The organism is Parvibaculum sp. (genome assembly GCF_040882025.1).
Taxonomy (GTDB): Bacteria; Pseudomonadota; Alphaproteobacteria; order Parvibaculales; family Parvibaculaceae; genus Parvibaculum.
Genome location: NZ_JBBECC010000052.1, coordinates 1 through 20,785 on the forward strand (window position 1 = coordinate 1; position 20,785 = coordinate 20,785).

Annotated in this window: 22 protein-coding genes; 6 read left to right on the top strand and 16 right to left on the bottom strand. The window is 64.5% G+C overall.

Translation table 11 applies throughout. The features are described from left to right. The 5 genes from atpA to WEB61_RS03310 all read left to right on the top strand — a co-directional run. Positions 1–1,054: F0F1 ATP synthase subunit alpha (gene atpA, locus WEB61_RS03290; RefSeq protein ID WP_368062897.1), on the top strand; the 1,054-nt coding region annotated here is incomplete at its 5' end. A 23-nt stretch (positions 1,055–1,077) separates the two neighbouring features. After that, positions 1,078–1,962 carry a F0F1 ATP synthase subunit gamma gene (locus tag WEB61_RS03295; RefSeq protein WP_368062898.1) on the top strand — a complete coding sequence of 295 codons (885 nt, stop codon included), beginning with the start codon at positions 1,078–1,080 and terminating at the stop codon, positions 1,960–1,962. A gap of 32 nt (positions 1,963–1,994) precedes the next feature. Further along, positions 1,995–3,431: a F0F1 ATP synthase subunit beta gene (gene atpD / locus WEB61_RS03300; RefSeq protein WP_368062899.1), complete on the top strand. Its 1,437-nt coding sequence runs from the start codon at positions 1,995–1,997 to the stop codon at positions 3,429–3,431. Positions 3,432–3,457: 26 nt separating this feature from the next. Further along, complete coding sequence (locus WEB61_RS03305) at positions 3,458–3,856, top strand: F0F1 ATP synthase subunit epsilon (RefSeq protein WP_368062900.1); 399 nt, start codon at positions 3,458–3,460, stop codon at positions 3,854–3,856. A gap of 326 nt (positions 3,857–4,182) precedes the next feature. Next, positions 4,183–5,007 (top strand): ferritin-like domain-containing protein, encoded by an 825-nt coding sequence (locus WEB61_RS03310; RefSeq protein ID WP_368062901.1) that lies wholly within the window; start codon positions 4,183–4,185, stop codon positions 5,005–5,007. Between the two features lie 16 nt (positions 5,008–5,023). Here WEB61_RS03310 and WEB61_RS03315 read toward each other — a convergent pair whose 3' ends face one another. Next, the gene (locus WEB61_RS03315) at positions 5,024–5,740 is read right to left on the bottom strand and encodes a hypothetical protein (RefSeq protein WP_368062902.1); all 717 of its coding nucleotides are present in this window, start codon (positions 5,738–5,740) and stop codon (positions 5,024–5,026) included. A gap of 312 nt (positions 5,741–6,052) precedes the next feature. Between WEB61_RS03315 and WEB61_RS03320 the strand changes: the two genes are divergently transcribed. Further along, complete coding sequence (locus tag WEB61_RS03320) at positions 6,053–7,156, top strand: hypothetical protein (RefSeq protein ID WP_368062903.1); 1,104 nt, start codon at positions 6,053–6,055, stop codon at positions 7,154–7,156. A gap of 167 nt (positions 7,157–7,323) precedes the next feature. On the opposite strand, the gene WEB61_RS03325 is transcribed toward WEB61_RS03320, so the two are convergent. The 15 genes from WEB61_RS03325 to rplU all read right to left on the bottom strand — a co-directional run bounded on the left by WEB61_RS03325 (position 7,324) and on the right by rplU (position 20,674). Further along, a complete protein-coding gene (locus tag WEB61_RS03325) occupies positions 7,324–7,860 on the bottom strand; it encodes an RNA pyrophosphohydrolase (RefSeq protein WP_368062904.1) in 537 nt (178 codons plus the stop codon). Positions 7,861–7,878: 18 nt separating this feature from the next. Further along, complete coding sequence (locus WEB61_RS03330) at positions 7,879–9,141, bottom strand: divergent polysaccharide deacetylase family protein (RefSeq protein ID WP_368062905.1); 1,263 nt, start codon at positions 9,139–9,141, stop codon at positions 7,879–7,881. Between the two features lie 47 nt (positions 9,142–9,188). Beyond that, positions 9,189–10,526, bottom strand: coding sequence for a S41 family peptidase (locus WEB61_RS03335; RefSeq protein WP_368062906.1), 1,338 nt, complete (start codon positions 10,524–10,526; stop codon positions 9,189–9,191). Continuing rightward, positions 10,527–11,876, bottom strand: a complete 1,350-nt coding sequence (locus WEB61_RS03340; protein WP_368062907.1) for a murein hydrolase activator EnvC — start codon at positions 11,874–11,876, stop codon at positions 10,527–10,529. Beyond that, positions 11,869–13,434, bottom strand: a complete 1,566-nt coding sequence (locus WEB61_RS03345) for a hypothetical protein (protein ID WP_368062908.1) — start codon at positions 13,432–13,434, stop codon at positions 11,869–11,871. Before WEB61_RS03345 ends, WEB61_RS03340 begins: the two co-directional genes overlap by 8 nt. A 110-nt stretch (positions 13,435–13,544) precedes the next feature. Beyond that, positions 13,545–14,027 carry a 23S rRNA (pseudouridine(1915)-N(3))-methyltransferase RlmH gene (gene rlmH / locus WEB61_RS03350; protein WP_368062909.1) on the bottom strand — a complete coding sequence of 161 codons (483 nt, stop codon included), beginning with the start codon at positions 14,025–14,027 and terminating at the stop codon, positions 13,545–13,547. A gap of 80 nt (positions 14,028–14,107) precedes the next feature. Beyond that, on the bottom strand, positions 14,108–14,440 hold the full coding sequence (rsfS, locus tag WEB61_RS03355) for a ribosome silencing factor (RefSeq protein WP_368062910.1): 333 nt from the start codon (positions 14,438–14,440) through the stop codon (positions 14,108–14,110). 285 nt (positions 14,441–14,725) lie between these two features. Beyond that, a complete protein-coding gene (locus tag WEB61_RS03360; RefSeq protein WP_368062911.1) occupies positions 14,726–15,358 on the bottom strand; it encodes a nicotinate-nucleotide adenylyltransferase in 633 nt (210 codons plus the stop codon). 13 nt (positions 15,359–15,371) lie between these two features. Further along, positions 15,372–16,661 carry a glutamate-5-semialdehyde dehydrogenase gene (locus WEB61_RS03365; protein WP_368062912.1) on the bottom strand — a complete coding sequence of 430 codons (1,290 nt, stop codon included), beginning with the start codon at positions 16,659–16,661 and terminating at the stop codon, positions 15,372–15,374. Positions 16,662–16,728: 67 nt separating this feature from the next. After that, positions 16,729–17,850: a glutamate 5-kinase gene (proB, locus tag WEB61_RS03370; protein WP_368062913.1), complete on the bottom strand. Its 1,122-nt coding sequence runs from the start codon at positions 17,848–17,850 to the stop codon at positions 16,729–16,731. Beyond that, positions 17,847–18,899 carry a GTPase ObgE gene (gene obgE / locus WEB61_RS03375; protein ID WP_368062914.1) on the bottom strand — a complete coding sequence of 351 codons (1,053 nt, stop codon included), beginning with the start codon at positions 18,897–18,899 and terminating at the stop codon, positions 17,847–17,849. Before obgE ends, proB begins: the two co-directional genes overlap by 4 nt. After that, positions 18,896–19,429 carry a GNAT family N-acetyltransferase gene (locus tag WEB61_RS03380; protein ID WP_368062915.1) on the bottom strand — a complete coding sequence of 178 codons (534 nt, stop codon included), beginning with the start codon at positions 19,427–19,429 and terminating at the stop codon, positions 18,896–18,898. Before WEB61_RS03380 ends, obgE begins: the two co-directional genes overlap by 4 nt. A 1-nt stretch (position 19,430) precedes the next feature. Next, positions 19,431–19,955 (bottom strand): GNAT family N-acetyltransferase, encoded by a 525-nt coding sequence (locus WEB61_RS03385; RefSeq protein ID WP_368062916.1) that lies wholly within the window; start codon positions 19,953–19,955, stop codon positions 19,431–19,433. 109 nt (positions 19,956–20,064) lie between these two features. Beyond that, positions 20,065–20,343, bottom strand: a complete 279-nt coding sequence (gene rpmA / locus WEB61_RS03390; protein ID WP_368062917.1) for a 50S ribosomal protein L27 — start codon at positions 20,341–20,343, stop codon at positions 20,065–20,067. A gap of 19 nt (positions 20,344–20,362) precedes the next feature. Beyond that, complete coding sequence (rplU, locus tag WEB61_RS03395) at positions 20,363–20,674, bottom strand: 50S ribosomal protein L21 (RefSeq protein WP_368062918.1); 312 nt, start codon at positions 20,672–20,674, stop codon at positions 20,363–20,365. Positions 20,675–20,785: the final 111 nt, after the last annotated feature.

A 20,785-nucleotide genomic window follows, 5' to 3' on the forward strand; every position in this document is an offset into this window, starting at 1 on the left:
CGGCCGCGGCCAGCGCGAGCTGATCATCGGCGACCGCCAGACCGGCAAGACCGCTATCGCCATCGACGCGATCCTCAACCAGAAGCCGCTCAATCAGGGCGACGACGAGAACCAGAAGCTTTATTGCATCTATGTCGCCATCGGCCAGAAGCGCTCGACGGTGGCGCAGATCGCCAAGACGCTCGAAGAAAACGGCGCGCTCGAATATTCGATCATCGTCGCCGCCACCGCGTCGGATCCCGCGCCGCTGCAGTTCCTGGCGCCGTTCGCCGGCTGCACGATGGGCGAATATTTCCGCGACAACGGCATGCACGCCCTCGTCGTTTACGACGATCTGTCGAAACAGGCCGTCGCCTATCGCCAGATGTCGCTGCTGCTGCGCCGTCCGCCGGGACGCGAAGCCTATCCGGGCGACGTCTTCTATCTGCATTCGCGCTTGCTCGAACGCGCCGCGAAGCTCAACGACGACAACGGCAACGGTTCGCTGACGGCGCTGCCGGTCATCGAAACCCAGGCCAACGACGTGTCGGCCTACATTCCGACCAACGTGATCTCGATCACCGACGGTCAGATCTTCCTCGAAACCGATCTCTTCTATCAGGGCATCCGTCCGGCCGTGAACGTCGGCCTGTCGGTCAGCCGCGTCGGTTCCTCGGCGCAGATCAAGGCGATGAAGCAGGTTGCCGGCAAGATCAAGGGCGAGCTCGCGCAGTACCGCGAAATGGCGGCCTTCGCGCAGTTCGGCTCCGATCTCGACGCGGCGACGCAGCGCCTTCTCAATCGCGGCGCGCGTCTGACCGAGCTTCTGAAGCAGGGCCAGTTCTCGCCCCTGAAGATCGAAGAGCAGGTCGTCGCGATCTATGCCGGCGTCAACGGCTATCTCGACAAGCTGCCCGTCGGCGATGTCGGCCGTTACGAGCGGGAGTTGCTGCGCAATATCCGTTCCAACCATGCCGGCATTCTCGATGCGATCCGCAGCGAGAAGCAGATCTCGGGCGACACGGAAGAGAAGCTCAAGGCGGCGGTCGAAAGCTTCACCAAGGCGTTCGCCTGAGCACGCGCAAAAGGTAAGGGCGAATGGCCAGCCTCAAGGACCTCAGAAACCGCATCGCCAGCGTCAAGGCGACGCAGAAGATCACCAAGGCGATGCAGATGGTCGCCGCGGCGAAACTGCGCCGTGCGCAGGAAGCAGCCGTGGCCGCGCGTCCCTATGCGGAGCGCATGGACCGCGTGCTGGCGAACCTGTCGGCCGGCATGGCCGGCCGCTCGGATGCGCCGGCGCTTCTCGCCGGCACCGGCAGCGACAAGGTCCATCTCGTGATCGTCGCCACCGCCGATCGCGGCCTCTGCGGCGGTTTCAACTCCTCGATCGCGCGGCTTGCCCGCACGCATATCCGCAAGCTGATCGGCGAAGGCAAGACGGTGAAGATCCTCACCGTCGGCCGCAAGGGCCGCGATGCGCTGAAGCGCGACTTCGGCGACAGGATCGTCAAGTCCTGGGAATTCACCGGCATCCGTCAGATCGGTTTCGCGCAGGCCGAGGATATTTCGCGCGGCGTGCTCGAGATGTTCGAGGCCGGCGAGTTCGATGTTGCGACGCTTTTCTATTCGAAGTTCGTCAACGTCGTCAGCCAGGTGCCGACCGCCCAGCAACTGATCCCGGCCAGCGTGCCGGCGGATGCGGGCGGCAGCGTCGATCTCGGCGGCGCGGTCTACGAGTACGAACCCGACGAGGCCGAAATCCTGAAGGATCTTCTGCCGCGCAATCTCGCCGTGCAGGTTTTCCGGGCGCTGCTCGAAAACGTTGCGGGCGAATTCGGCGCCAAGATGTCGGCCATGGACAGCGCCACGCGCAATGCGGGCGACATGATCAAGAAGCTCAACATCACCTACAACCGTTCGCGGCAGGCGATGATTACAAAAGAACTGATCGAAATTATCTCGGGCGCCGAGGCGCTCTAGAACGTCCCGCAGGGGAAGATGAAGGAGCTCGCATGAGCAACGCAGTCGGAAAAATCAGCCAGGTCATCGGCGCCGTCGTGGACGTCACGTTCACCGACAATCTGCCGGCCATTCTGAACGCGCTCGAGACGGACAATGGCGGCAACCGCCTCGTCCTCGAAGTCGCGCAGCATCTCGGCGAAAACGCCGTGCGCACCATCGCCATGGACACGACCGAGGGTCTGACCCGCGGCCAGGAAGTCCGTGACACAGGCGCCGCGATTTCGGTACCGGTCGGCGACGGCACGCTGGGGCGTATCATCAACGTCATCGGTGAGCCGGTCGACGAAGCGGGCCCCGTCAAGCACGAGGCGCGCCGCGAAATCCATCAGGAAGCGCCCTCCTTCGTCGAACAATCGACGGAAGCGCAGATGCTCGTCACCGGCATCAAGGTCGTCGACCTGCTCGCGCCTTATGCGCGCGGCGGCAAGATCGGTCTGTTCGGCGGCGCCGGCGTCGGCAAGACGGTGCTGATCCAGGAACTGATCAACAACATCGCCAAGGCGCATGGCGGCTATTCGGTGTTCGCCGGCGTCGGCGAGCGCACGCGCGAGGGCAACGACCTCTATCACGAGATGATCGAGTCGGGCGTCAACAAGGACCCGCGCGAAAACAACGGTGACACCACGGGCTCGAAATGCGCCCTGGTGTTCGGCCAGATGAATGAGCCGCCGGGAGCCCGCGCCCGTGTCGCGCTGACCGGCCTCACGGTTGCCGAGCATTTCCGCGACAAGGGCCAGGATGTGCTCTTCTTCGTCGACAACATTTTCCGCTTCACGCAGGCCGGCTCCGAAGTGTCGGCGCTTCTGGGCCGCATCCCGTCGGCCGTGGGCTATCAGCCGACGCTCGCGACCGACATGGGCACGCTGCAGGAACGCATCACGACGACGACCAAGGGCTCGATCACGTCCGTGCAGGCCATTTACGTGCCCGCCGACGACTTGACCGACCCGGCGCCCGCGACCTCCTTCGCTCACTTGGATGCGACCACGGTGTTGAACCGTGCGATCTCCGAAAAGGGCATCTATCCCGCCGTCGACCCGCTCGACTCGACAAGCCGCATTCTCGAGCCGCGCGTCGTCGGCCAGGAGCATTACGACACCGCGCGTCAGGTGCAGGAAATCCTGCAGCGCTACAAATCGCTCCAGGACATCATCGCCATTCTCGGCATGGACGAGTTGTCGGAAGAAGACAAGCTCGTCGTCGCCCGCGCCCGCAAGATCGAACGCTTCTTGAGCCAACCCTTCTTCGTCGCCGAAGTCTTCACCGGCACGCCGGGCGTCCTTGTCGACATCAAGGACACGATCAAGGGCTTCAAGGGTCTGTGCAACGGCGACTACGATCACCTGCCGGAAGCGGCCTTCTACATGGTCGGCACGATCGAGGATGCGGTTGCCAAGGCCGAGCGTCTGGCCAAGGAAGCGGCGTAATCCGCCGTCGCACGAGGTAGTATCCGATGGCTGAGAAGCTCCAGTTCGATCTCGTCTCGCCCGAGCGCCTGCTTTTTTCGGGCCCGGTCGACATGGTCGTGGTGCCCGGCGTCGAAGGCGATATGGGTATCATGGCGGGCCACGCGCCGGTCATGTCGACACTGCGGCCCGGTATCGTCAATGTCGACGAGGCCGGCAAGTCGCAGCAGCGGATTTTCGTACGCGGCGGTTTCGCCGAGGTGACGCCCAAGGGTCTCACTGTGCTCGCCGAATACACGGTGCCGCTGGCCGAGCTCGACGCAGCCGCCCTCGACCGCGAAATCGCCCATGCGCAGGAAGACGTCACCGATGCCAGGACCGACGCCAAGCGTCAGGCCGCGCAGGAAAAGCTCGACCACCTGAAGCAGCTCCGCCAGGTGATTTGAGGCGGCTGTGTTTTCCGCTCAGCTCAACTCAAAATAAATGCGTCATGGTCCGATTTATTCGGGCCATCCACGTCTTTGCGGCATGAGCAGGACGAAAAGAAAGTCGTGGATGACCCGCCACCTTGATTCCAAAGGGGCCGGGTCATGACGATTTGGGAAATATGGCGAACAACTCACCAATCCCTTGTAAACCCTCTCTTTTTTCTACCATGCGGCAATCGGCCTCGCAGGTCTTCACGACGCCATATTCCCGATTATATAGTTTTCGTGTCACAAGGGTCGGCCGCGCCGGCTCCCGAAACGGGCCTTCAAGAGCCAAGGAACTTATGACCCGACACTGGACGCTCGACGACATCAACTGGCAGGATTTCGACCCGGCAAGGGTCGATCCCGAAATTCTGCGCGCCGTGAAGGCGGCCGCGATGGTCGAGTTCAATGCGCCGGATTATGTCACCTATCTCTGCAACGTCTTTTCCGACCGACCGGACATCAAGGAAACGATCCATAAATGGGGGGCTGAGGAAGTGCAGCACGGGCAGGCGCTTGCCCGCTGGGCCGAACTTGCCGATCCCGATTTCAATTTCGACAAGGCCTTCGCGCGCTTTCGCGAAGGTTATTCGATCCCGGTCGATGCGATCCAGTCGGTGCGCGGCAGCCGGGGCGGCGAGCTCATCGCGCGCTGCGTCGTCGAGAGTGGCACCTCGTCCTATTACACCGCGATCAAGGATGCGACGGACGAGCCGGTGCTGAAGCAGATCGCGGCCAATATCGCCGCCGATGAGTTCCGCCACTACAAGCTCTTCTATGACGGCTTCAACGATCTCGGTGAGGAGCCGCCATCGGTCTGGGCGCGCATCCGCGTCGCGCTCGGCCGCATTTCGGAAGCCGACGACGACGAACTGGCTTGCGCTTATTACGCGGCCAACACGCCCGCCGACGGCAGCGTGCCCTATGACCGCGTGCGTTTCGCGAAGGCCTATGAGAAGCGCGCGCTCGGGCTCTATCGCCGCCAGCATGTCGAACGGCTGATTTCGATGGTCGCCAAGGCCGCCGGCCTCAAGCCGCAGGGCCGTCCGATGCGCGCCGTTGCCGTGCTCGCATGGAACTACTGGCGCTTCCGCAACTGGCGGCTTTCCGGCGCCGCCGTCTGACGCACGTCGATGTTCTTCAGCCTGCGGGTCCCGTCGCGGGCGTCCCCTCGATATAGAGCAACGCCGCATCGCCGCTCGCCGCAGCTTCCGCCAGCGCCGGTGCGGCGCGTTGCGACGTCCAGCCGATCGTTGCGCCGCGCGCGATCCTGTCGCCGCGCCGTACCTCGATCATGCCGAGTCCGGCGACCGTCAATCGCTCCACCCGCCCCGTATCGAGAATGACGATGCCGAGATAGCCCTTGAAGTTTCCGGCGTAGAGAACCTCGGCATTGGCGGGACTTTGCACTGCGCAGCGCGGCGGCACGACGACGATCCGGCTCGATTCTGTATCCGGTGCCGATCCTTCGTCCCGCTTCGGCGCCGACTTGATCCAGGTGCCGTCGATGCGTGTGCTGACGATGCCGGTTGCATCGACGAGGCATAGCGGCTCCGGCAGCGGTTCGGGCGCCGGCGCGAGCGCGATTTCTTCTTCGCGGGCTTCTCTCTCGGGCCTTGCCGGAGCCTCCATCGGGCGCAGCGCCGGCGCGCTTGCCGCCACGACGGCCGGTCCGGCGAAAGTCGCCAGGTCGGCACAGAATGCCGCGTAGGCGTCGTCGCTCTCGACAGGCGTGATTCCGCGCAGGCAATCGTGAAGACCGGTCTGCGCCAGAAAGAGCGGCCGTTCGAGCGGCAGCGGCGGCACGCGCCCGGCGACCAGGATGTAACCCTTTTGGATGAACGCGCGCGCGGTCATGCGCCCGTCATTGTCCAGAAGGACAAGGACGACAGCGGCGATGACAGAGGCAAAAAATATTACGTAAAAAAATCGGCGCGCGACTAGCATCGCACCCTCCGGCTACTGAGCAGCCCGGCAATGCCTGCAGCATCCGGACGAAGTACCCCGCCAAATTCATTCTGCCTCCCGGCTGGTGGAAGCGCCAGAGAAAAAGGCCAGCAGCTACCGGGCGTTACAAAGGATCACAAAATAGTCCTCGTCAGGAGCGTTTTTAGGGCTATGGTCATCAGCTCAGTTGGCTGTTCGGGGTACGACACAGGTAGGTGTACGATGCCCTTTTCTGTCAATCAGGATGCGGAATATCACTGGCGCAATCGCTACAGGCGTCAGTCGAGCGCGAAGGAGCGCCCGCAAATGCCGGTGTCGCCCGGTTCTTCCCTTTCCTCCGCCTTCGACGGTCCGGCGTCCCCGGGCAGCTCCCCCGACATTCCCGACAGGTCGTCTTCGCGGTCCGCGCCGCGCAGGCTTGTGTGGCTCGCGGCCACACTTGCCGTCATGCTCGGCGCGGCCGGCGCGCTTGTCGCCGTCAATGACAACGATCCCGCGAGTGGAAGAGCGGCGAACGGCGGTACCGCCGTCACCGCGTCTGTCTTTGCGGATGCCGGTGGCGCCGGGCAGGCGGCACCCGCCGATTTCGAGGCGCTTCTGGCGCAATTCCAGGCGTCGCGCGAGGCGAGCCTTGTCGCCCTTCGCGGTTATCTGCTGACCGACAGCGAGGGCTTCAAGACCGAGTGGCGCGATGCGGCGTCGAGCCTTCAGTCCGCGGCGGATGCGATCGAGCGGGAATCCACCTCATGGACCGACGGGTTGAAGCTCGTCCAGCTTGCCGAAATGAAGCGCCTTGTCGGCAAGCTGCTTGCCGAAGAGCGGGCGGTCGCGGCGATGATCGGCACGACCAATCGTTATCCCGGTCTGCAACTTTTCAACGAGGATGTCCGGCCGGCGCTCGACGAGGCGCAACAGATCTGCGCCGATGTGCTCGATGTCCTGCTGTCGAATTCATCGCCCGAAGACGCCCATATGATCGATCCCTTCGCGAAGCTGCGCGGCGATCTCGAAGATCTTCGAATGACGCTTGTCAAATTCACGACCGGGCGTTCGGAGGCCGGACCGCCGGCGGCCGCGAGCCGCGCCGAACTTTCGGCGATGCTCGCTTCGCTCGAGACCGCGCGCCGCGGCGCGCCGGCCTCGGTCCAGCCGAAAATCGACAGGCTCGCCTTTCTGATCCAGACCGCACAGGAAAATCTCGGTCGGGTTTTCGCGCTCCGCGCCGGCCATCGCTGGGACTATGCGGACTATGCGTTCAGGACGCGGATCATGCCGCTCGCCGACGAGCTCAAGGCGATCGTCGCCTCGTGGGAACCGGCGAGCTGATCGCCGGCCTCCACGCGCGCGAGGTGCAAAAACGGGGATAAGTTTTTTTCGGGCGGGGGCAAGGCATGGCCCGCGACACGGTTATCCCCAGGGCCCGGGCGGTTTGTGACAGTTTTTTGACAGTTTCGTGACAGAGGGGGGGTCTGCTGTGAATTTCGCTGTGAATTTCACTGTCCCGGCACCGCCAGCGGGCCGAATTCGGCGACCAGTTGTTCGTAGACGGATCGTTTGAAAGGCACGATCAGAGCGAGCAGTTCATCAAGCGGCACCCAGGCCCATTCGCTGAATTCCTGGTGGGCGTCGGCGGCAATGTCGATGTCGGCGTCCTCGCCTTCAAAGCGCATCGCGAACCATTTCTGCTTTTGCCCGCGATATTTTCCTCTGAGCGCGACGCCGACGAGATGTGGCGGCAGTTCGTAGGTCAGCCAGTCCTTCGTCTCGCCGATGATGCGCGCTCTGTCCGTACCCGTCTCCTCCTTCAACTCGCGCAACGCGGCGTCGCACGGCGCTTCGCCTTCGTCGATACCGCCTTGCGGCATCTGCCACGTGAGTGCAGCACCCGTCAGCTCGTGCGTGCCGTCCCGCATCATCCGGTTGCCGACCCACACAAGTCCATTGCGATTGATCAGCATGATGCCGACGCAGGGACGATAGGGCAGCGTTTCGGGATCGACGGGCGTTGCGTCTTTGCTGTGGCGCGGCATGGCTGATTTTTTCTTCCGTCAGTTTGCGGCGGCGGTCACGGGCACCAGCACGAAATTCTTTTCTTCCAGCGTTTCGGCCCATCTCGCCAAGGCGTCGACCGTCACCGGGAAGCCCGACGCAACGCCGATGGCGATGCCGTTTGCCGCCACTTCTTCCAGCACTTCGAGCGAAGTTGCGATGACCTGCGGGTTCTGTACCGGATCGACGATGCGCGTCGCCTGCACGGTGGACATACCGGCCTCGCGCGCGAGCTGCGGGGCGAGGCTTCGCGCCGATGCGCCATTGTCGACATAGAGAAGCCCGCGGGCTTTCAGGGCACCGATCATCTTTTCGACGGCCGTAGACGATGTGGTGAAGCGCGCACCCTGATAATTCATCACACCGGCATAGCCGGTAAAGCGGCTCATCAGCCATTCGAGGCGCGACAGGTTTTCTTCCGGCGAAAGCGTTGTCAGCAGCGTGTAGGGGCCGGGGTCGTTTTGCGGATAGCCGAAAGGTTCCATCGGCAATTCGAGCAGGACTTCATGGCCGGCCGCGCGCGCCTTCTCGATCCAGCTCTGCAGGTCGGGGCCGTAGGGCGCAAAGGAAAGCGTCACTTCCGGCGGCAGCGTTTCGATGGCGTGCGCCGTTGCATTTTCACTGATCCCCATGCCGCTGACGACCAGCGCGATGCGCCGCGTTGCCGGTGTGCCGGCGGGCACGGGCCGCGCATAGACCTGCCGGGGTTCGCGACCGTCCCGAGCGATTTTCGGCAGCGGTCCTTGTGCGGAGCTTTCGACAAGCGCGGGATCGGGCACGGGCATTAGCGCGACCGGCTTGTCGGTGTCGTCGCTCGCCGTCTCTCCGCCCGAGACGCTTTCGGCGCCGACGATGCGCGTTTGCGAGGCCACATCCTCCGCCGCCACGTTTTCGTCGATCCGCCGTGCCGCGTCGAACAGCGCCTGTTCGTCGTCGCTCAACGCGTCGGCGCCCGGTTCGTCGGCATTCGTTTCGTCGGGCGTTTTCTCGGGAGCTGCCGCGATGTGCTCGTCGCCGGCATCGGGCGCGGGAGCGGCCTCTGGCGCTTCCTCGACCGGCTCTTCTTCCGTCAGCGCGAGGTGCACCACAGGTTCACCGGCCAGCCGATTGTCGGAAAGAAACAGCCACGCCAGCGTACCGCCATAGACGAGCGCAACAATGAGTGCTGCAACGGCCAGTGCGCCGAAGCGAATCCCTTCGTTCTCCGGTGCTTGCCCATCCCCGCTCAGGGCCGCACCCTTCGCCGCTATCTTTGCACCCATGCCTGCAATTCGTCTCCGGCCCCGACGGGACGTCTCGGTCGGCCCATTCAATTGGCCATGGCGCTCGATGTCGTGCCGCCGATAAAGGCGGCGTCCTTGCGAACTCCGTTCATCAGATCGATGGCGTAAAGCAGCTGCTTGTCCTCGGCCTTGTCCTGCGGCACAAAGCTGTCGGAACCGCCCTGCTCGTCGCCTTCCTCCGCCGCCAGATGACCCGGCAGAGCCGACTCGCCGATCGTTCTGGCTTTCTTCGTTTCGTCCTTCGTCTCGTCGGGATCGGTTTGCAGGACGATGATGTCCGGCTCGATGCCCTTGGCCTGGATGGAGCGGCCGGCCGGCGTGTAGTAACGCGCCGTCGTCAGACGCAGCGCGCCGTCGGAGCCGAGCGGAATGATCGTCTGCACCGATCCCTTGCCGAAAGAACGCGTTCCCAGAACTGTCGCACGGCGATGATCCTGAAGGGCGCCCGCGACGATTTCGGAGGCGCTGGCCGAACCGCCATTGATCAGCACGATGATCGGTTTGCCGCGTGTGATGTCGCCCGAGCGCGCATTGTAACGCTGCGTATCTTCGGTGTGGCGGCCGCGCGTCGAAACGATCTCGCCGCCGTCGATGAAGCCGTCGCTGACCGAAATCGCCTGGTCGAGCAACCCGCCCGGATTGTTGCGCATGTCGACGATGTAGCCCTTCAGGCGCGCCTGGCCGATCTGCTTGGACAGATCGGCGATCGCCTTTTCAAGCAGGTCGGATGTCTGCTCGTTGAAGGATGTGATGCGGATATAGCCGATATCGTTCTCGCGGTTGAAACGAACCGACTTGATGGTGATGATGGCGCGCGTCAGCTTCACTTCGAAAGGTTCGTCGACACCCTTGCGGATCACCGTCAGCGTGACCGGCGAGTTGGATGGCCCGCGCATCTTGTCGACGGCGTCGCTCAGCGTCATGCCGAGGATCGGCGTGCCGTCGATATGGGTGATGTAGTCGTTGGGCCGCATGCCGGCGCGGCTCGCCGGTGTGTCGTCGATCGGCGTGACAACCTTGACGACGCCGTTTTCCATTGTCACTTCGATGCCGAGACCGCCGAATTCGCCGCGCGTCTGCACCTGCATGTCGCGGAAGCTCTTGGGCGTCATGTAGCTCGAATGCGGATCGAGTGCGGTCAGCATGCCGTTGATCGCCGACTCGACCAGCTTGGAGTCGTCCGTCGGCTCGACATAGTCGGCGCGCACGCGCTCGAAAACGTCGCCGAACAGGTTCAGTTGACGATAGGTGTTCTGATCGTTGGCATAGGCCGGCGTGTTCAGCGTACCCGACTGAAAGGCCAGCAAGGCGCCGATGGATAGGCTAATGCCGACAGCGAAGCCGGCGAAAACTGACTTGTTCATTTACCCACTTGCCTTCTTGTCACTCATCGTCAGCCAGGGTCGAGGATCGATCGGGCTGCCGTCTTTCCGGATTTCGATATAGAGCGCAGGGCCGCGGTCCGGTATCCCGTCCCGCCCCGCCTCGTTTTTTCCCGCGGCCGGATCGTCGCCGGCGGGCGATGAACCCATCGTGCCGATGGGCTCGCCGGCAAGAATGCTTTGACCTACCGCACCGTCTATTCTCGTCATGCCCGCCAACAGCACATGGTAGCCTTCGCCGACCGATATGATCAAGAGTTGCCCGTAGCGGCGAAATGGCCCCGCATAGGAAATTCTACCATCAAAAGGGGCAATAATGTGTGCATCCGGGCGCGTTTCGATGGTCAATCCCAGGCTGGTGCCGCCCAATCCGTCCGGCGCGCCGAAGCGCTGGACGATCCGGCCGGCGGCAGGCGGGCGGATCAGGCCCCTGGCGTCGGAGAAAAGCCGCGAGGAGGGCATCGCTGGCGGTCCGGAAGGCGGCCTCAGCACGGCCATGCGGGTTTCCGCCGGCTCTTCGTAGGCCGGTGACGGCGTCGCCGGTTTGCTCGCCGGTGCCGTTTCCGGACGCGGTTCGGGTCTGTGCATCGGCAGCCTTGCGGCGGCGCCGGTTTCGAGCCGGGCGATCAGATCGGTCAGGTCGGTCGCCTGGCGCGACAGGCGCTCGGCGCGGGCCTGCTCGCTTTCGGCGGCCTGGCTCAGCTTTGCCTGTTGCTCGAGTTTGCGCTGAAGCAGCGCCTCGAGCGACATCTTCTCGTTTTCGAGCAGGACTTTCGTTTCGCCGAGCGTCTCGCGCTCGTCCATGATTTCCGTTCGCAGGCGCGCCAGTTCGTCGAGGCGCTGGCGCAGCTCGGCCGCTTCGGCCTGAAGTTCCGGCACGGCGGCGCCGAGCAGCATGGCGCTTCTGGCGGCAGCCAGCGCGTCGTCCGGACGCACGGCCAGTGCCGGCGGCGGTTGCCGGTCGAGGCTTGTCAGCGCGGCGAGCAGTTCGGCCATCGATGTGCGGCGGCGTTCGAGCTGCACGGTGACGTCGGCCTCGGCGGCGCGCAGGCCCTGCAGGCGGTCCTCCGAGGCCGAGACGTCGGCCTCCCGCGTTTGCACGCGCGCTGCCGTTTCGATCAGCGCGCGGCGTATCTCTTCGGCTTCCCGCTGTGCGGCTTCCGACTGCACTTCGAGCGCCTTCTGTTTCTCGATGCTCGATTCAATCTGCCGTTGCAGCACGTCGAGTTCGCCGGGTTCGGTTGTCTCGGCCCGTGCGCCGTCAAGCCAGCCCGCGGCGAGTGCCGCCGCCAGCAGCAACGCCTTGGGAGGAATATGCGCGAAATCAGGCACTGATCCGGCTTGATGCTTCGCTTGCCGCGAGCAGCGAACGTCCGGTCATTTCGGCTGGTGCGCGCAGACCCAGAAGCTGAAGCAGCGTCGGTGCGACATCGGCGAGCGTGCCGTTCGCCAGCGACAGGCCGCGCGGTCCGTTGGCCAGCAGGAAAGGCACATCCGACGTCGTCGTCCCGCGCCAGGGTCCGCCGGTCTCGGGATCGATCATCAGCTCGGCCTTGCCGTATGTGCCGCAAAGCGCCAATGCGCCACCGCGCTTCTCGATCTGCGCCGCGATTTTTCCGAGACACTTGTCGACCGCTTCGATGGCGGCGATGGTCGCGCGCATGTTGCCGGTGCGTCCCAGCATGGCGGCATTGGCGAACTCGACGATGATGACGTCGCGATCGCGGGCCTTCAGCGCGGCGAGGACCTCGTCCGTCAGCGCGGCCGATGCGAGCTCGGGACGCTTTTCGATGCGCGCCGGCGTGTCGGTCACGAGCACGGTTTCGCCCGGGTGCAATGTCGTGTGCCCGCCGCGTGCGAAATTCCAGATGTTGCTCTCCGCCGCCGTCTCGGTCAGCACCAGCTGCGTCAGCCCGCCGCGCGACACGGTATCGCCGAAACTCGCGCCGAAGGCGGTGCTTTCGTAAAGTGCCTCGACCGTGTCGCCGAGCGGCGCGTCCAGCCTGACGAGCGAACAGGCGCCGCAAAGCGCCGGTGCCTTCTGCGCCAATCCGGCCGCGACCGGATCGACAAGAGCGCCCATCAAGGCCAGCGCGTCGTTCGGCTGCAAATTGACCAGCAACAGCGCATCGTCCTGCCTGATCCCGCGATAACCGACGGCAAGCGTGGGCGGTATGCGGTCGTCGCTGAGGCCCTTGCGGTAACACTGATCGAGATAGGCCGTCGGATATTCCGCCCGCGGGCCGTCACCCTGCGCCAGCACGCGCCAGGCCTCGGCTAGCAGCGCCGGCTCGGCATTGTCGTCGAAGCCGTAGGCGCGGCCCATGACGCTGGCAAGGCCCGCTTGTTCGGCGCCTGCGATGTCGTCGAGAAATTCGGCCAGATGTTCGATACCGCTTTGCGGTCGCGTGTCCTGGCCGTCCATCACGGCATGGACCCAGACCTTGACGCCCTCATGGCTCAACAGGGCCGCCAGAACCGCGAGATGGTGCTGCTGGCCGGCAATGCCGGACGGCGTCACCATGCCGACCAGATGCACCGCGCCGCCAAGCGGCCGAACGCGCGCGATCAGCTTTTGCACGATAGGATGCATCGCGAGGCTGGTGGCGCCGTCCCCATGCAGCATGCGCGCGATGGCGGTCGCCGTCTGTTCGACGGCGCGGCCCGCGCCCAGTGTCGCATAGGCGGCTTGCGGGTAGGCCGCGCGGCCGGGCGCGATGCCGATCGCCGCGCCCGATGCGTCGAGAAGTGCACGCGCCGCCGTCGCTGCCAGCCGGTCGTAGATCGGCGTCCGCGCCAGCGCGATCGCGTTTGCCTCGCGCTCCGCCCGGACGCCCCAGCCGTCCAGCAGAGCCAGAACCAAGGGTCGAACGCCAGTCATTGAACTCATGATAATCCAGAAAATCCGCTCGCATTCGAGCGTCGAATCGCCGTGCCCTCGGCCAGCGAAAAGTCAAAATAGTGCATGCGCCGCAGGGTGTCCACTTGGGACGCCACCCTTCAGGCGCGATGATAGGGATGACCGGAAAGTATCGTTACCGCGCGGTAAAGCTGCTCGGCCAGCATCACGCGCGCCAGCATATGCGGCCAGGTTGCGGGTCCGAAGGCGAGAATATGGGCGGCGCCTTTGCGGATTTCTGGCGCCAGGCCGCCGGCACCGCCGATCAGGAAGGCGACATCGCCGACGCCGCCGTCGCGCCAGTCGCCCAGACGTTTGGCGAAAGCATCGCTCGGTTCGGCGCGGCCGCGTTCGTCCAGCGCCACGATCAGCGCGCCTTTCGCGGTGGCCGCGCGCAGCAACTCGCCTTCGCGTGCTTTCAGTGAGCCGGCATCGAGGCGGCGCTTTTCCTCAACCTCGACAAGCGGCGCGGTTGCGATGCCGATGGCGCGGCCGGCCGCGTCGAGGCGCGACAGATAATCGTCGAGAAGCTGCTTTTCCGGTCCGGTGCGCAGCCGGCCCACGGCACAGATTTGAACGCGCATATACTCCCCCGTCCGGCCCGGCGCCGGTCAATTGCGGACGCGGGGAGAAGCGCGTGGCGCTATCGTGAGGGAGCGTCGCCTCAGACGGCCAGCTGATCGGCCGGAATATCGGCCGACCACATCTTCTCCAGCTTGTAGAACTCGCGCACCTCCGGCCGGAAGACGTGAACCAGCACGTCGCCGCCGTCGATGAGCACCCAGTCGCCCTGTTTCATGCCTTCGACCTGCGAGGTTCCGAAGCCCGCCTCCTTCAGGCGGCGGACGAGATGGTCGGCCACGGCGCCGACATGGCGCTGCGAACGGCCGCTCGCCACCACCATGTGATCGGCGATGGGCGTTTTTCCGGTGAGGTCGATGGAAACAATGTCTTCGGCCTTGTCTTCGTCCAGGCTCTTTATGACGAGCGCGAGCATGGCGGACGATCTTTCGGCGAAAGACGTTTTCGAGGAGGATCGGGCCGTTTCAACCCCCGCCGCCTCGGCGGCTTTCGGGGTCTTCCTCGATGCGGGATGTTTCGTCCCGTCGCGTTGCTTTGTGGTACTCGCCCTTGCGGGCTGCCGCTGGACCCCAAGGTCCCGTGATTGACTGGTCAGGAACAGGCTCCTTGTTCTGGTGACTTGCACAAGGCCTGTGTCCGTTGCCGGACACCGGCCTTCCGACAATAGGGTTCGCGGGCCTCGAGTTCAATGACGGGATTTTCAAACTTTTGCGGCGGCTTGCCGCGCCGTACCCGGCCAGTCGCCGCGGCGGCGGATTTCCGTGGCCGACTGGCGGCTTTCCGGCCCTTCGAGGAAAATCAGTGCCGGCGGTGCGAAGGCGGCCAGCAGGCTGCCGTCGCCCGCGTCGAGCGTCTGCGCGCGGAGCGCCGCCGCGCCCGGCGACAGGCGCGCGCGCAGGGTGAAGCCCGGTCTCGGATAGACGGCGATCGGCGCGAGACCCACGATCTCGCGCCAGCGCCGCCAGCGCGGCAGTTCGATCATGTTGTCGGCGCCCATCAGCCAGACGAAACGGACATCCGGATGGCGCTCCGTCAGTGCGGCCAGCGTGTCGACGGTGTAGCGTGTGCCGAGCCGCCCTTCGATGTCGGTCGCGCAAATGCGCGGGTCGCGCGCCATCGCGGTCGCCGAGGCGAGGCGGTCGGCAAAGGGCGCCATGCCGGTTTCGGATTTCAGCGGGTTTTGTGGCGAAACCAGCCACCAGACGCGGTCGAGTTGGAGCGCGCGCAGGCACATCCGCGTGATGTGCAAATGTCCCTCATGCGCCGGATTGAAGGAGCCGCCCAGCAGCCCGACCCTCAGGCCCGGCGTCAGCAGCTCGCAGCGCCGCGTCATGTGCGTTTGTCCGTCAGGGCCGCACCTGGCCGTTGCCGCGCACCGTGTATTTGAAGCTTGTCAGTTGTTCGACGCCGACCGGCCCGCGCGCATGGAACTTGCCGGTGGCGATGCCGATCTCGGCGCCCATGCCGAACTCGCCGCCATCGGCATACTGTGTCGAGGCATTGTGCAGCAGGATGGCGCTGTCGAGCTCGGTCAGGAAACGCTCCGCCGCTGCGGCGTTCGCGGTCACGATCGCCTCCGTGTGCGCCGAACCGTATTTGACAATATGCGCCATTGCGCCGTCGATGCCCTTCACCAGACGCACCGCGATGATCGCGTCGAGATATTCGGTGTACCAGTCGTCTTCCGTTGCCGGTTTGACTCGCACGTCGACGGCTTGCGTCGCGGCGTCGCCGCGCACCTCGCAGCCTTCGGCCAGCAGGGCCTCGACCAGCGGTTTCAAATGTGTTGCGGCGCAGGCCTCGTCGACCAGAAGCGTTTCGGCCGCGCCGCAAATGCCGGTGCGTCGCAGTTTTGAATTCAGAACGATGTTGCGGGCCATGTCGAGATCGGCGTCGCGATCGATATAGACATGGCAGACGCCTTCGAGATGGGCGAAGACAGGCACGCGCGCCTCGTCCTGCACGCGGGCAACAAGGCTCTTGCCGCCGCGCGGCACGATGACGTCGAGATTGCCGTCGAGACCGCGCAGCATTTCGCCGACGGCGGCGCGGTCGGCGACCGGCACCAGCTGGATCGCGGCTTCGGGCAGGCCGGCCGCGATGATGCCTTCGAGCAGCGAGGCGTGGATTGCCTTGCTGGAGCGCAACGCCTCCGAGCCGCCGCGCAGGATCGCCGCGTTGCCGGATTTCAGGCACAGCGCGCCGGCATCCGCCGTCACGTTGGGACGGCTTTCGTAGATGATGCCGATGACGCCGAGCGGTGTGCGGACGCGCTCGATGTGAAGGCCGTTGGGCCGGTCCCATTCGGCGATTTTCGTGCCAACAGGATCGGGCAGGGCGGCAATGTCTTCGAGCGCACGGGCAATTGCCTCGACGCGTTTCGTGTCGAGCGTCAGCCGGTCGATCATGGCGGGCGCGAGACCGTTTTTCACCGCATCGGCGACGTCGTCTGCATTGGCCGTCAGAATGTCGTCGATATTGGCGCGCACGCACATGGCGGCGGCGAGCAAGGCGGCATCTTTCTGTTTGGTCGGAGTGTGCGCGAGTGTCGTCGCGGCGGCGTGCGCGGCGCGGCCGATCCCGGCCATCAGGGCGGCGATGTCCTGTTTTTCCGTGCTTATCTTCACGATCGTCATGGGGCGTTCCCCTTCTTCGGCGCGCTGTCTCGAAGTATCTCAGGCCATTGCGCGGGTTTCAACGGTCTCAGCCTTTCTTCAGCACCAGATCGTCGCGGTGGATCATTTCCGCGCGGCCCGAATAACCAAGAAGTTCCTCGATTTCGCCGCTCGAATGGCCGGCGATCCGCCGCGCATCGTCGCTTGCATAGGCGACAAGGCCGGCGGCGATTTCGTGGCCTGACCGGTCGCGCACGCTGACAGCGTCGCCGCGCCCGAAGACGCCCTCGACGGCGGCGACGCCGGCAGGCAGCAGGCTGCGGCCTTGCGTCAGCGCCTTCACGGCACCGTCGTCGATAATGAGCGTGCCGAGACTTTTCAACGAACCGGAAATCCAGCGCTTGCGTGCCGCGTAGGGCGTCGAATGGGCGGCAAACCAGGTGCAGCGCGCGCCGTCCTCGATGGCTTTCAGCGGATGAAGCCCGTGACCGTCGGCGATGGCCATGCGGGCGCCGCCTTCGGTCGCGATGCGGGCGGCAGCGAGTTTCGTTTTCATGCCGCCGCGCGAAAACTCGCTGGCGGCGCCGCCCGCCATCGCTTCGATCTCGGGTGTGATGTCGGCGACTTCGGCGAGATGCGTCGCGCCGGGCAGATGCGGCGGTATGGTATAGAGGCCGTCCACGTCGGAAAGCAGGACCAGGCAATCGGCCGACATCATGCTGGCGACGCGGGCGGCGAGGCGATCGTTGTCGCCGTAGCGGATTTCGGTCGTCGCCACCGTATCGTTCTCGTTGATGACCGGTACCGCGCCGAGCTTCAACAGGGTCGAGATGGTCGAGCGCGCATTGAGATAGCGGCGGCGTTCCTCGGTATCTTCCAGCGTCACAAGAATCTGCGCGCAGGAGTGACCGTAAGCCGACAGCATTTCCTGGAAGGCGTGGGCAAGGCCGATCTGGCCGACGGCGGCGGCGGCCTGGCTTTCCTCCAGCTTCAGCTTGCCGGGCGCGAGCTTCAGCGCGCGGCGGCCGAGCGCGATGGCGCCCGACGAAACGATCAGCACATCCTGACCGCGTCCGCGCATCCGCGCCACGTCTTCCACCAGCGCCTGCAGCCAGGCGCGGTTGAGCTTGCCAGTTTCGGCATCGGTCAGGAGCGCGGAGCCGATCTTGACGACGACACGCTGCGCCTCGGCGAGATAGGACGCACTCATGGCCGCCAGCCCTCTTCTTCCGTTTCTTCCGTCTGCTTTCCGGCCGTGGCTTCGCTCGCGCGGTTCTTCGCGATTGCCTCGGCGACAAGCCGCAGCACCGCGGTCACGCCTTCGCCCGACACGCCCGAGAGGAGATGGACCGTGCCGCCGCTTGCCTCTTCCAGCAGGTGCTTCTTTTCGGCGCGCTCCTCCTCCGTCAGCGCATCGGCCTTGTTGAGGCAGAGAATTTCAGGCTTCTCCTCGAGCCCCGCACCATAGGCTTCGATCTCGCCGCGAATGACGCCGTAGGCGTCCGCCACGTCTTCCTGTGTGCCGTCGACCAGATGGATCAGGATGCTGCAGCGTTCGAGATGGCCGAGAAAACGGTCGCCCAGCCCCGCGCCTTCATGCGCGCCTTCGATGAGGCCAGGAATGTCGGCCAGCACGAAGCTGCGCGTATCGATGGTGACGACGCCGAGACCCGGATTGAGCGTGGTGAAGGGATAGTCGGCGATTTTCGGTTTGGCCGCGCTGACGGCGGCGAGAAATGTCGACTTGCCGGCATTGGGCAGGCCGACGAGACCGGCATCGGCGATCAGCTTCAGCCGCAGCACGATCCACTTCTCGATGCCTTCCTGGCCGGGATTGGCGTGGCGCGGCGACTGGTTGGTCGAGCTCTTGAAATAGGCGTTGCCGAAACCGCCATTGCCGCCCTTGGCAAGTACGATGCGTTGGCCCACTTCGGTCATGTCGGCGATCAGCGTTTCGCCGTCTTCCTCGAGCACCTGCGTGCCGGCCGGGACTTTCAGGATGACGTCGGCGCCGTTGGCGCCGGCGCGGTTCTTGCCCATGCCGTGCATGCCGGTCTTGGCTTTGTAATGCTGCTGGAAACGATAATCGATCAGCGTGTTGAGGCCCTCGACGCATTCGATCACGACGGAGCCGCCGCGGCCGCCATCGCCGCCGTCGGGTCCGCCATACTCGATGAACTTCTCGCGCCGGAAGCTGACGGCGCCCGCGCCGCCGTCGCCCGAGCGGATGAAGATTTTCGCCTGGTCGAGGAATTTCATCGGCGGACCCATTTCTCGCGATCGAGAGCGTATGTGTATTGCTCGATCTCGGCGCCACGCGGGTTTGACCAGATCGTGATCTTTCCGGTTCGCTGGAAGCCGAGCTTTTCCAGGATGTGCCCCGAGGCAGGATTGTCCGATGCGTGGCCGGATTCGATCAGGGCCAACCCCAACTCTTTGAATGCAAGCGCAACCGTTGCTTCTGCCGCCTCCGAGGCGAAACCGCGCCCCCAACTCGCTTGATCGAACCAGTATCCGAGTTCGCCGTGACCTTCACGCAGTTCGTCGATATCTACGCATCCGATCATTGTGTTCTGATGATCGACAGCAAACCGGTAGGCTTCGCCGCGTTTCCATTCGTCGGAAATCTGGGCGATCCACTCGCGGCAGTTCTCGAGCGTTGAGGGATAAGGAGCAAGGCGCAACATCTTGATCACGTTCCAATTGGACTTGATCTCATGCATGCGCTCGGCGTCATTCGCCAGGAACTGTCGCAGTCGCAAACGCGCGGTATCAAGTGTCCGTTTCATCTCACGTTTCCGTTCGCACCAGCCGCATGGTCAGGCAATGCACCTTTTCCTGTCGCGCCACGCACCAGCGTTGCTCCTCGCCAGTATAGCGGAAGCCGAGTTTCGTCAGCACGCGGCCCGAGGCGTGGTTCTCGGCAAAGTGGCCCGAGATCAGCGTTTGCGCGCCGAATCTTTCGACGGCGGCATCGAGCACCGCGCCTGCCGCTTCGCTCGCATAGCCGCGGTTCCAGTAGGGTTCGCCCACCCAGTAACCGATTTCATGCGTGCCGTCGGCATGGGCCTGCACGCCGCAGCCGCCGATGAAGCCATCGTCGTTCGCCACCGCATAGACGAACTCCTCGCCGTCGGCGCGCATCGCGTTCTGACGGGTGATCCAGTTCTGCGCCATGTCCAGCGTATAGGGAAAGGGCATGCGGGCGAGCATCCGGGCGACGTTCCAGTTGTTGGCGAGCGCGGCCAGCCTTTCGGCATCGGTTTCGCGGAGCGGCCGCAGCAGCAATCTTTCCGTTCTCAGCTCTTCCTGCATCGGGGAATTCCTTCCAACCCCGAAAGGGCACGAAAAAAGGGAGATGGCGGCCCATCTCCCTTTCGTATTTCGATGGTCGCCACCTTGCGAGGTGGCGTTCACCCCGCGATCAATCCGCCGCGTTCGACGGCATGGCCGCCGGGACGACCGACACGAAGGAACGGCCGTTCCGGCGCTTGCGGAACTCGACGGTGCCTTCGCTGGTCGCGAAAATCGTGTGGTCCTTGCCGATGCCGACATTGTCGCCCGGATGCACCTTGGTGCCGCGCTGGCGCACGAGAATGTTGCCGGGGATGACGTTCTCGCCGCCGAACTTCTTGACGCCGAGGCGGCGGCCGGCGCTGTCGCGACCGTTGCGGGAGGAACCGCCTGCCTTTTTATGAGCCATTGTCTCTTCTCCTTGCCGCTCAGCCGGCGATGTCGAGGATCTTGACGAGCGTCAGATCCTGGCGATGGCCGTTTTTGCGGCGGTAGTTCTGACGGCGGCGCTTCTTGAAGATCGTCAGCTTGGGCCCGCGGGTCTGTTCGACCACTTCGGCCTTCACTGTGGCGCCCGCCACGAGCGGGCTGCCGACCTTCGGCGCGCCTTCGCCGCCGACCATCAGCACATCGCCGAGGTCGATCTTGTCGCCGGCCTTCGCTTCGATCTTCTCGATTTCGAGAAGATCGTCTTTTGCGACCTTGTATTGTTTGCCGCCGGTCCGGATGACTGCGAACATCGCTAAACCCACCATGTAACGAAAGAAGCCCGACGCGCCGCCCTTGAAAGCGGCACGGGCCGAATTGGCGGGCAATATACAGGGGGAAGATGCTCTGTCAAGCCGCGGAAG

What these genes read in the sequence shown, in the direction of transcription:
- WEB61_RS03320 (WP_368062903.1), top strand. Translation starts at nt 6,053, where the DNA reads ATGCCCTTTTCTGTCAATCAGGATGCGGAATATCACTGGCGCAATCGC.
- proB (WP_368062913.1), bottom strand. Translation starts at nt 17,850, where the DNA reads ATGAGTGCGTCCTATCTCGCCGAGGCGCAGCGTGTCGTCGTCAAGATC.
- rplU (WP_368062918.1), bottom strand. Translation starts at nt 20,674, where the DNA reads ATGTTCGCAGTCATCCGGACCGGCGGCAAACAATACAAGGTCGCAAAA.
- obgE (WP_368062914.1), bottom strand. Translation starts at nt 18,899, where the DNA reads ATGAAATTCCTCGACCAGGCGAAAATCTTCATCCGCTCGGGCGACGGC.
- atpD (WP_368062899.1), top strand. Translation starts at nt 1,995, where the DNA reads ATGAGCAACGCAGTCGGAAAAATCAGCCAGGTCATCGGCGCCGTCGTG.
- rlmH (WP_368062909.1), bottom strand. Translation starts at nt 14,027, where the DNA reads ATGCGCGTTCAAATCTGTGCCGTGGGCCGGCTGCGCACCGGACCGGAA.
- WEB61_RS03305 (WP_368062900.1), top strand. Translation starts at nt 3,458, where the DNA reads ATGGCTGAGAAGCTCCAGTTCGATCTCGTCTCGCCCGAGCGCCTGCTT.
- WEB61_RS03325 (WP_368062904.1), bottom strand. Translation starts at nt 7,860, where the DNA reads ATGCCGCGCCACAGCAAAGACGCAACGCCCGTCGATCCCGAAACGCTG.
- WEB61_RS03345 (WP_368062908.1), bottom strand. Translation starts at nt 13,434, where the DNA reads ATGAGTTCAATGACTGGCGTTCGACCCTTGGTTCTGGCTCTGCTGGAC.
- WEB61_RS03360 (WP_368062911.1), bottom strand. Translation starts at nt 15,358, where the DNA reads ATGACGCGGCGCTGCGAGCTGCTGACGCCGGGCCTGAGGGTCGGGCTG.
- WEB61_RS03330 (WP_368062905.1), bottom strand. Translation starts at nt 9,141, where the DNA reads ATGGGTGCAAAGATAGCGGCGAAGGGTGCGGCCCTGAGCGGGGATGGG.
- WEB61_RS03385 (WP_368062916.1), bottom strand. Translation starts at nt 19,955, where the DNA reads ATGCAGGAAGAGCTGAGAACGGAAAGATTGCTGCTGCGGCCGCTCCGC.
- WEB61_RS03365 (WP_368062912.1), bottom strand. Translation starts at nt 16,661, where the DNA reads ATGACGATCGTGAAGATAAGCACGGAAAAACAGGACATCGCCGCCCTG.
- WEB61_RS03335 (WP_368062906.1), bottom strand. Translation starts at nt 10,526, where the DNA reads ATGAACAAGTCAGTTTTCGCCGGCTTCGCTGTCGGCATTAGCCTATCC.
- rsfS (WP_368062910.1), bottom strand. Translation starts at nt 14,440, where the DNA reads ATGCTCGCGCTCGTCATAAAGAGCCTGGACGAAGACAAGGCCGAAGAC.
- WEB61_RS03295 (WP_368062898.1), top strand. Translation starts at nt 1,078, where the DNA reads ATGGCCAGCCTCAAGGACCTCAGAAACCGCATCGCCAGCGTCAAGGCG.
- WEB61_RS03310 (WP_368062901.1), top strand. Translation starts at nt 4,183, where the DNA reads ATGACCCGACACTGGACGCTCGACGACATCAACTGGCAGGATTTCGAC.
- WEB61_RS03315 (WP_368062902.1), bottom strand. Translation starts at nt 5,740, where the DNA reads ATGACCGCGCGCGCGTTCATCCAAAAGGGTTACATCCTGGTCGCCGGG.
- rpmA (WP_368062917.1), bottom strand. Translation starts at nt 20,343, where the DNA reads ATGGCTCATAAAAAGGCAGGCGGTTCCTCCCGCAACGGTCGCGACAGC.
- WEB61_RS03380 (WP_368062915.1), bottom strand. Translation starts at nt 19,429, where the DNA reads ATGAAACGGACACTTGATACCGCGCGTTTGCGACTGCGACAGTTCCTG.